The sequence below is a fragment of the Pseudomonas sp. 22526 genome, assembly GCF_052044735.1.
In the GTDB taxonomy this organism is placed as follows: domain Bacteria; phylum Pseudomonadota; class Gammaproteobacteria; order Pseudomonadales; family Pseudomonadaceae; genus Aquipseudomonas; species Aquipseudomonas piscium.
Genome location: NZ_JBQENK010000031.1, coordinates 1 through 8,746 on the forward strand (window position 1 = coordinate 1; position 8,746 = coordinate 8,746).

The following is an 8,746-nucleotide window of genomic DNA, read 5'->3' on the forward strand; positions in this document are numbered from 1 at the left end:
CAAGCTTCGCTCCTACAGGGGGAAATGGCGTTTATAGGGAAGTGCTGTTAATACCCTGAAACAATCAGGCCGCCCTCAGGCGGCCTTGAAAACTGTTCCCATTCCGCTTACGTCACCGTCAAGCTGGGGCCTTTCTCTACGGCAACTTGCCATTAGCCTGATCGCGGTTACTCGGCTACACACTTTCAGCCGAAAAAACCAGGCACCGTTTTGGTGCTCAACCTTCGGCCTGCGCCCTTTCCTGGACCAGAATCCACGGCGAAACCACCACCGCCCACAGCAGCGGATCGCGCTCCACCAGATCCAGCGCCCGCGTTGCAGACACCTTGCCCACCTTCTCGGCAGCCAGCCAGGCAGAGACTTTTCCGGCCTGGTTCTCAGCCATTGCCTCAGCCGCCTCGATCAGATCCAGCTCGGCGTCGACCCACAATAGGGCACCCTTGGCGAAGAACGGCTCCAGCTCCTTCCAGGTAATAGATGCGGTTTCGCCAAGCAGCTTGGCATAGAGGGTGCTAGGTTCTTGAGTCATGGGCCTGTCCCGAAAAGAAATCGGCGCAATGATAACGTCGGTGCTCTGGCAGACAAACCCGGTTGCAATTGCGTCAACGATAGAGAAGTGCAGGAGAGCCAAGGATTGCTCGCTGAATACGGTCAAAACCCCGCCGCGATTCTGTCTTTTTCTTTCAATAAAGCGACACCCCCTGATTTTGCCCCCTGGCGCCAGCTTCCCAGGCTAACAATCGGCGCTCTACACTGTACCGGTACAGTTGCCGGGGGCATTTTCCGGGGATATCCAAGAGATATCTGACCCGGTTCTGCTGCTACGGCGCCAGGACTATAAAAATTACAACAGTAAGAGTGGAGCACTATGAATAAGGCTACTAAGCAGATTTCCAAACTGTTTGCCGCTATGGTTCTGGCCGGAGTCGCCAGCCATTCGTTCGCAGCTGACACCATCAAGATTGGCATCGCCGGCCCCAAGACCGGCCCTGTAGCCCAGTACGGCGACATGCAGTTCAGTGGCGCGAAAATGGCCATCGAAAAAATCAACGCCAAGGGCGGCGTCGATGGCAAGCAGCTCCAGGCCGTCGAATACGATGATGCCTGCGACCCGAAACAAGCCGTTGCCGTAGCCAACAAAGTCGTCAACGACGGCGTCAAGTTCGTGATCGGTCACCTGTGCTCCAGCTCCACTCAACCGGCTTCGGACATCTACGAAGACGAAGGCGTGGTCATGATCACCCCCGCCGCCACCAGCCCGGACATCACCACCCGTGGCTACAAGATGGTGTTCCGCACCATCGGCCTGGACAGCGCCCAGGGCCCTGCCGCCGGCAACTACATCGCCGACCACGTGAAGCCGAAAATCGTTGCCGTGCTGCACGACAAGCAGCAATACGGTGAAGGCATCGCCACCGCCGTCAAACAGACCCTCGAGAAGAAAGGCACCAAGGTTGCAGTGTTCGAAGGCATCAACGCCGGCGACAAAGACTTCTCCTCGATGATCGCCAAGCTCAAGCAAGCCAACGTCGACTTCGTCTACTACGGCGGCTACCACCCCGAGCTGGGCCTGATCCTGCGCCAAGCCCAGGAAAAAGGCCTGAAGGCCAAGTTCATGGGTCCGGAAGGCGTGGGTAACGACTCCATTTCGCAGATCGCCAAGGACGCTTCCGAAGGCCTGCTGGTGACCCTGCCGAAATCCTTCGACCAGGATCCGGCCAACGTGGCCCTGGCAGATGCGTTCAAGGCCAAGAAAGAAGACCCGAGCGGTCCGTTCGTGTTCCCTTCCTACTCCGCGGTTGAAGTCATTGCCGGCGGTATCACCGCGGCCAAGAGCGAAGACCCGACCAAAGTGGCCGAAGCCATCCACGCCGGTACTTTCAAGACCCCGACTGGCGACCTGAGCTTCGACGCCAAGGGCGACCTGAAAGACTTCAAGTTCGTGGTCTACGAGTGGCACTTCGGCAAACCTAAAACCGAAGTCTCGCCTCAGTAAGGCCCTGTCTGACTGACTGCCAATAAAGCCCACGGCGTGCCGTGGGCTTTGTTTTACGAACGTATTGGGCCTGTCTTCCGTGATCCGGAAGCCCGCCCACCTGAAAATCTCAAAACCGTCATCAGCGGTTCGCTGGCAAAACCTGAACCGAAGTGGATGCAGATCCACGGGGCACAGGCGGGAAAATGACTCCACCAGTGAAATGCGTATCAGGTTTTTAGGAGCGCTGTAATGCCTGACCTCTATCACTTTTTCCAACAGCTGGTTAACGGTCTCACCGTTGGCAGCACGTATGCCCTGATCGCCATCGGCTATACGATGGTTTACGGCATCATTGGAATGATCAACTTCGCCCACGGCGAGGTGTACATGATCGGTTCCTATGTGGCGTTCATCGCCATCGCGGGGCTGACCATGATGGGACTCGACAGTGTCCCGCTGTTGATGACCGCGGCCTTCATCGCGACCATCGTCGTTACCAGTGCCTACGGCTACAGCATCGAACGGATCGCCTATCGCCCCCTGCGCGGCAGCAACCGTCTGATCCCGCTGATCTCCGCCATCGGCATGTCGATCTTCCTGCAGAACACGGTTCTGCTGGCGCAAGACTCCAAGGACAAATCCATTCCCAACCTGATCCCGGGCAACTTCTCCATCGGGCCAGGTGGCGCACATGAAGTGCTGATCTCCTACATGCAAATCGTGGTGTTCGTGGTGACCCTCATCGCCATGCTCGGCCTGACCCTGTTCATCTCCCGTTCCCGCCTGGGCCGCGCCTGCCGTGCCTGCGCCGAGGACATCAAGATGGCCAACCTGCTGGGTATCAACACCAACAACATCATCGCCCTGACCTTCGTGATCGGTGCCGCGCTGGCGGCGATCGCGGCCGTGCTGCTGAGCATGCAATACGGCGTGATCAACCCCAACGCCGGCTTCCTGGTCGGTCTCAAGGCCTTCACCGCCGCGGTACTGGGCGGCATCGGCAGCATTCCGGGCGCCATGCTGGGCGGCCTGGTACTTGGGGTGGCGGAAGCCTTCGGTGCCGATATCTTCGGCGACCAGTACAAGGACGTCGTGGCGTTCGGCCTGCTGGTTCTGGTGTTGTTGTTCCGGCCAACCGGCCTGCTGGGCCGTCCGGAGGTTGAGAAAGTATGACTAGGAATCTTCGACAGGCGTTCTTCAGCGCCTTGCTGGTGTGGGCCGTCGCCTACCCGATACTCGGTTTGAAACTGACCATCGTCGGCATCAACCTGGAAGTCCATGGCACCAGCCCCACCACGCTGACCATCATCGCCCTGTGTTCGGTGCTGATGTTCCTGCGGGTGCTGTTCGACCATCAGATCAGCGCGGCCTGGAAGTCCTCGCCCAACATGCCGGTGATCCCGGCCAAGGCCAGTAACTTCCTGACCCTGCCGACCACCCAGCGCTGGGTCATCATTGCGCTGATCATCGGTGCGTTTATCTGGCCGTTCTTCGGCTCCCGCGGCGCGGTGGATATCGCCACCCTGGTGCTGATCTATGTGATGCTCGGCCTGGGCCTGAACATCGTGGTCGGCCTGGCCGGCCTGCTGGACCTGGGGTACGTCGGCTTCTACGCCGTGGGCGCCTACAGCTATGCGCTGCTGTCGCACTACTACGGGTTGAGCTTCTGGATCTGCCTGCCTATCGCCGGCCTGATGGCAGCCACTTTCGGCTTCCTGCTGGGCTTCCCGGTATTGCGCCTGCGCGGCGACTACCTGGCGATCGTGACCCTGGGCTTCGGTGAAATCATCCGCTTGTTCCTGCGCAACCTGACCGACCTCACCGGTGGTCCGAACGGCATCAGCAACATCGATAAACCGACGTTCTTCGGCCTGTCCTTCGAACGCCGGGCCGCCGAGGGCATGCAGACCTTCCACGAGTACTTCGGCATCGAATACAACTCGATCAACAAGGTGATCTTCCTCTACCTGGTCGCGCTGTTGCTGGCGCTGTTCGCCCTGTTCGTCATCAACCGCTTGCTGCGCATGCCCCTGGGGCGTGCCTGGGAAGCCCTGCGTGAAGACGAAATCGCCTGCCGCGCACTGGGCCTGAACCCGACTGTGATCAAGCTGTCGGCCTTCACCCTGGGTGCCTGCTTCGCCGGTTTCGCCGGCAGCTTCTTCGCCGCGCGCCAGGGTTTGGTGACCCCGGAGTCCTTCACCTTCATCGAGTCCGCGACCATCCTCGCCATCGTGGTGCTGGGCGGCATGGGCTCGCAGTTGGGCGTGGTCCTCGCGGCCACCGTGATGATCCTGCTGCCTGAACTGATGCGTGAATTCAGCGAATACCGCATGTTGATGTTCGGCGCCATGATGGTGCTGATGATGATCTGGCGTCCTCAAGGCCTGCTGCCCATGCAACGTCCTCACATGGAGCTGCGCAAATGAGCCGTGAGATTCTGAAAGTAACGGGCCTGAGCATGCGCTTCGGCGGCCTGCTGGCGGTCAACGGCGTGGCCCTGACCGTCAAAGAGAAACAAGTGGTATCGATGATCGGCCCGAACGGCGCCGGCAAGACCACGGTGTTCAACTGCCTGACCGGCTTCTACCAGCCAACCGCCGGCAGCATCCTGCTGGACGGCGAGCCGATCCAGGGCCTGCCCGGCCACAAGATCGCCCTCAAGGGTGTGGTACGCACCTTCCAGAACGTGCGGCTGTTCAAGGACATGACCGCGGTCGAGAACCTGTTGATCGCCCAGCACCGTCACCTGAACACCAACTTCCTGGCCGGCCTGTTCAAGACCCCGGCGTTTCGCAAGAGCGAGCGCGAGGCCATGGAATACGCCGAGTACTGGCTGGAAAAGGTCAACCTCAAGGAGTTCGCCAACCGTCCCGCCGGCACCCTGGCCTACGGTCAGCAACGCCGCCTGGAAATCGCCCGCTGCATGATGACCCGTCCGCGGATCCTCATGCTCGACGAACCGGCCGCCGGCCTCAACCCGCGGGAAACCGAAGACCTCAAGGCGCTGATCGGCGTGCTGCGCGAAGAGCACAACGCCACCGTGCTGCTGATCGAACACGACATGAAGCTGGTCATGAGCATTTCCGACCACATCGTCGTGATCAACCAGGGCACGCCCCTGGCCGACGGCACGCCGGAACAGATCCGCGACAATCCTGAAGTGATCAAAGCCTACCTGGGGGAAGCGTAAATGCTGCAGTTCGAAAACGTTTCCACCTTCTACGGCAAGATCCAGGCGCTGCACAGCGTCAACGTCGAGATCCGCCAGGGCGAGATCGTCACCTTGATCGGCGCCAACGGCGCCGGCAAATCCACCCTGCTGATGACCCTCTGCGGTTCGCCGCAGGCCCACAGCGGCAGCATCCGTTACCTGGGTGAGGAACTGGTGGGGCAGAGCTCCGCGCAGATCATGCGCAAGAGCATTGCCGTGGTGCCGGAAGGTCGTCGGGTATTCGCCCGCCTGACCGTGGAGGAGAACCTCGCCATGGGCGGGTTCTTCACCGACAAGGGCGACTACCAGGAGCAGATGGACAAGGTCCTGGGCCTGTTCCCGCGCCTCAAGGAACGCTTCAACCAGCGCGGCGGCACCATGTCCGGCGGCGAACAGCAGATGCTCGCCATCGGCCGTGCGCTGATGAGCAAACCCAAGCTGTTGCTGCTCGACGAACCGTCCCTGGGCCTGGCGCCGATCATCATCCAGCAGATCTTCGACATCATCGAACAGCTGCGCCGTGACGGCGTGACGGTGTTCCTGGTGGAGCAGAACGCCAACCAGGCGCTGAAGATCGCCGACCGTGCCTATGTACTGGAAAACGGCCGGGTGGTGATGCAAGGCACTGGCGAAGCCCTGCTGACCGACCCCAAGGTGCGCGAAGCCTATCTGGGCGGCTGAGCACCTGCTGCAAGAAAGAACGGCCCTTCGGGGCCGTTTTTTTTCGCCTGGAAATCCCCCCTCCTGTAGCCGCTGCCGCAGGCTGCGATCGACGGCGAAGCCGTCGCAATCACTGGCAGCGCGGTGTACCGGACTTTCCGAGTCGTCAGCCTTTGCGGGGCGTTGCCCCGATCGCAGCCTGCGGCAGCGGCTACAGATGGAAATTTTTTCGCTCGGGCTGTAACAAGCCCCATCGCCTCTACTCTAGAGGGGTAAGCAGGCACGAATGCCTGCCTTCCCCAATACCTTTTCTGGAGAAACACCATGACCGCTACCACTCGCACCCTGTCCGCCGCCACCCTGGCCCTGGCCCTCGGTTCGGCCTTGAGCATGGCCGCGCTGCCGACCACCGCCCAGGCCGCCGACGACATGGAGAAATGCTTTGGCGTCGCCATGAAAGGCAAGAACGATTGCGCGGCAGGCGCGGGCACCACCTGTGCCGGCACCGCCAAGGTCGACCACCAGGCCAACGCCTGGAAGCTGGTGCCTAAAGGCACCTGCGAGAAAACCGCCAGCAGCACCTCGCCCACCGGTTTTGGCCAGCTGCAAGCCTACAAAGCCAAGTCGTAAGCCACCTGCCTGAGTGTCGATGATGAACACGGCCGTACCACTTCCCTTGCGTCCCGCCACTCAGGCGACCGCCTCCAGCCTGCCGCAACGCGCCGGGCTGGGGCTCAAGACCGAACATTTTCGCCAGGTCCTGAGGGAACAGCCCGATATCGGTTTCTTTGAAGTCCATGCGGAAAACTACATGGTCGCCGGCGGGCCGTTCCACCACTACCTGGGGCTGATCCGCGAACAGTACCCGCTGTCGCTGCACGGCGTCGGCCTGTCGATCGGCGCTGAAGGTCCGCTGGACCAACAGCACCTGAAACGCCTGGCCGTGCTGATCGAGCGTTATCAACCCCAGTCCTTTTCCGAACACCTGGCCTGGTCCAGCCACGGCCCGGTGTTTCTCAATGACCTGCTGCCCCTGGCCTATGACCGGCCGACGCTGGACCGCGTCTGCGAACACATCGACCAGGTGCAGAACACATTGCGCCGCCCCATGCTGCTGGAGAACCCGGCGACCTACCTGGAGTTTCGCCAGTCGAGCATGGACGAGGCCGAGTTCATCCGCGAGGTGATAGGCCGCACCGGCTGCGGCCTGTTGCTGGACGTGAACAATGTCTACGTGTCGTGCATCAACCACCGGCGCGACCCGCTGGCTTATATCGATGCCCTGCCGTTGCCCGCGGTGGGCGAGATTCACCTCGCTGGCTTTGCCGAAGACAGCGACAGCCTGGGCGACCGCTTGCTGATCGACGATCACGGCGCACCGATCGACAACGCCGTGTGGGCGCTGTACCTGCGGCTGCTGGAACGGATCGGACCGACCGCGACCCTGATCGAGCGCGACAACCAGGTGCCGGCGTTTTCCGTGCTGCATGCCGAGGTGCGCCAGGCGGATGAGCTGCTGCAATGCGCCAGGAGGCTGCCGTGAACACCCAAGCCAGCTTCGCCAGCGCCCTGCTCGACCCCGACCAGCCCTGCCCCGCGGGCCTGTACTGCGGCAACGGCGCCGACCCGGCCAGCCGCTTCGCGGTGTACCGCAACAATGTGCAGAGCTCGTTGATCAACGCCCTGGCCGATGCCTATCCGGTGGTGGCGCAACTGGTGGGCGATGAGTTCTTCCGGGCCATGGCCGCGCTCTATGTCAGGCGCTTCCCGCCCACCAGCGCGGTGCTCAGTGACTATGGCCATGACTTCGCCGATTTCATCGGCGGTTTCCCTCCCGCCGCCGGCCTGCCTTACCTGGCGGATGTCGCGCGCCTGGAACGCCTGCGGGTCACGGCCTATCACGCCGCCGACGCCTGCCCGGTACCACCGCAGCAGATCGCCGCGGCCATGGCCGAGCCTGCGACCCTGGGGCAATTGCGCCTGGAGCTGCACCCTTCGCTCGGCCTGCTGGCGTCGGCCCATCCGGTGGTCGCCTTATGGGCCGCCCACCAGGGCGATGGCGACTGGCAGGCAATCGACCTGCAGCAAGGGCAGAACGCCCTGGTACTGCGTCACGACCTGGAGGTCGAGGTGTTCGCCATCGACGCCGGAGCCGCCTGCTTCATCCACGGCCTGCACCACTCGCAGCCGCTACAGGTCGCCGCGACCGATGCCTTGGCAGCCGATCCAGCATTCGATCCGAGCCAGGCCCTGGCGCTGTTGATCGGTCGCGGCGCCATCACCCGCCTGTCCCCCTATTCCGAGATCTGAACATGCACACCCACTGCACCAACCATCATCCACTCACCCACGGGGTGAACCGGCTCATCCAGCTGCTGGAGCGTATTCCCCACAGCCTGATCGCCTTTATCGCCCGCTTTTCCATCGCCGCGGTGTTCTGGAAATCCGGCCAGACCAAGGTCGAGGGCCTGGCCATCGATCTGTTCTCCGGGACATTCGAACTCGGCATGCCACGCCTGGCCGACTCGACCATTCCCTTGTTCCAGAGCGAGTACCGGGTACCGCTGCTCTCCCCCGAACTGGCCGCGCACCTGGCGGCATTCGCCGAGCATCTGTTCCCCATTCTGCTGCTGATCGGTTTCGCCACGCGCTTCTCGGCCCTGGCGCTGCTGGGCATGACCCTGGTCATCCAGCTGTTCGTCTACCCCGACGCCTACCCGACCCACGGTACCTGGGCAGCGGTGCTGCTGTACCTGATGGCCCGCGGCCCCGGCAAGTTGTCCATCGACCACCTGATCGCCCGCCGCTACCACTAGCCGCTCCCCCGATCCTGTAGGAGCGAAGCTTGCGCGCGATGAAGGATAACGCGGTTTTTCAGACAGTCCGCGGCGTGGCCA

10 protein-coding genes are annotated in these 8,746 nt (G+C 62.0%); 9 read left to right on the forward strand and 1 reads right to left on the reverse strand.

Features of this window, described 5'->3' with window-relative positions; all coding sequences use genetic code 11:
* Positions 1–217 precede the first annotated feature (217 nt).
* A complete protein-coding gene (locus ACTJKT_RS29650; RefSeq protein WP_440790045.1) occupies positions 218–655 on the reverse strand; it encodes a DUF2288 domain-containing protein in 438 nt (145 codons plus the stop codon).
* 213 nt (positions 656–868) lie between these two features.
* Here ACTJKT_RS29650 and ACTJKT_RS29655 point away from each other — a divergent pair, with 213 nt between their 5' ends.
* The 9 genes from ACTJKT_RS29655 (at position 869) to ACTJKT_RS29695 (ending at position 8,665) form a co-directional block, all read left to right on the forward strand.
* Complete coding sequence (locus ACTJKT_RS29655; protein ID WP_440790047.1) at positions 869–1,996, forward strand: branched-chain amino acid ABC transporter substrate-binding protein; 1,128 nt, start codon at positions 869–871, stop codon at positions 1,994–1,996.
* 231 nt (positions 1,997–2,227) lie between these two features.
* The gene (gene livH, locus ACTJKT_RS29660; protein ID WP_007926616.1) at positions 2,228–3,151 is read left to right on the forward strand and encodes a high-affinity branched-chain amino acid ABC transporter permease LivH; all 924 of its coding nucleotides are present in this window, start codon (positions 2,228–2,230) and stop codon (positions 3,149–3,151) included.
* Positions 3,148–4,404 carry a high-affinity branched-chain amino acid ABC transporter permease LivM gene (locus tag ACTJKT_RS29665; RefSeq protein WP_097302221.1) on the forward strand — a complete coding sequence of 419 codons (1,257 nt, stop codon included), beginning with the start codon at positions 3,148–3,150 and terminating at the stop codon, positions 4,402–4,404. The genes livH and ACTJKT_RS29665 overlap by 4 nt, the downstream gene beginning before the upstream one ends.
* Complete coding sequence (gene livG / locus ACTJKT_RS29670) at positions 4,401–5,168, forward strand: high-affinity branched-chain amino acid ABC transporter ATP-binding protein LivG (RefSeq protein ID WP_007926620.1); 768 nt, start codon at positions 4,401–4,403, stop codon at positions 5,166–5,168. The genes ACTJKT_RS29665 and livG overlap by 4 nt, the downstream gene beginning before the upstream one ends.
* Positions 5,169–5,870, forward strand: a complete 702-nt coding sequence (locus ACTJKT_RS29675) for an ABC transporter ATP-binding protein (RefSeq protein WP_440790050.1) — start codon at positions 5,169–5,171, stop codon at positions 5,868–5,870.
* A 303-nt stretch (positions 5,871–6,173) separates the two neighbouring features.
* On the forward strand, positions 6,174–6,479 hold the full coding sequence (locus tag ACTJKT_RS29680) for a BufA1 family periplasmic bufferin-type metallophore (protein WP_124339670.1): 306 nt from the start codon (positions 6,174–6,176) through the stop codon (positions 6,477–6,479).
* Positions 6,480–6,498: 19 nt separating this feature from the next.
* Positions 6,499–7,392: an MNIO family bufferin maturase gene (bufB, locus tag ACTJKT_RS29685; RefSeq protein ID WP_440790053.1), complete on the forward strand. Its 894-nt coding sequence runs from the start codon at positions 6,499–6,501 to the stop codon at positions 7,390–7,392.
* Positions 7,389–8,159 (forward strand): HvfC/BufC N-terminal domain-containing protein, encoded by a 771-nt coding sequence (locus tag ACTJKT_RS29690; RefSeq protein ID WP_440790055.1) that lies wholly within the window; start codon positions 7,389–7,391, stop codon positions 8,157–8,159. Before bufB ends, ACTJKT_RS29690 begins: the two co-directional genes overlap by 4 nt.
* Positions 8,160–8,161: 2 nt before the next feature.
* Positions 8,162–8,665 (forward strand): DoxX family protein, encoded by a 504-nt coding sequence (locus tag ACTJKT_RS29695; protein ID WP_440790057.1) that lies wholly within the window; start codon positions 8,162–8,164, stop codon positions 8,663–8,665.
* Positions 8,666–8,746 lie beyond the last annotated feature (81 nt).